Below are 230 nucleotides of genomic sequence, written 5' to 3'. Positions count from 1 at the left end.
ATGAAGCCGAAAAGGACATCATCGGCATTGAGCTCACCACTGCCGACTGGGGTGACAGCGAAGTGTTCCCTGAGCTGCTTGCGCAGGTTGATGGTGAGGTAGCCCAAGTCTCGGCCGACGGCGCCTACGATACCGAAAGGTGCTATCGCAGCATTGCCGAACGCGGCGCCCAGGCGGCGATTCCGCCCCGAGACGGCGCAGTCCGATGGGGAGACAATCATCCCCGGGAT

1 protein-coding gene is annotated in these 230 nt (G+C 62.2%); it reads left to right on the top strand.

The features are described from left to right. Nucleotides 1–230, top strand: a 230-nt coding sequence (locus tag M622_RS23955) for a transposase (protein ID WP_021248103.1), incomplete at both ends; no start/stop codon positions are given.

The organism is Thauera terpenica 58Eu, from assembly GCF_000443165.1.
GTDB lineage: Bacteria > Pseudomonadota > Gammaproteobacteria > Burkholderiales > Rhodocyclaceae > Thauera > Thauera terpenica.
This window is presented reverse-complemented; position numbering and strand designations above follow the sequence as displayed.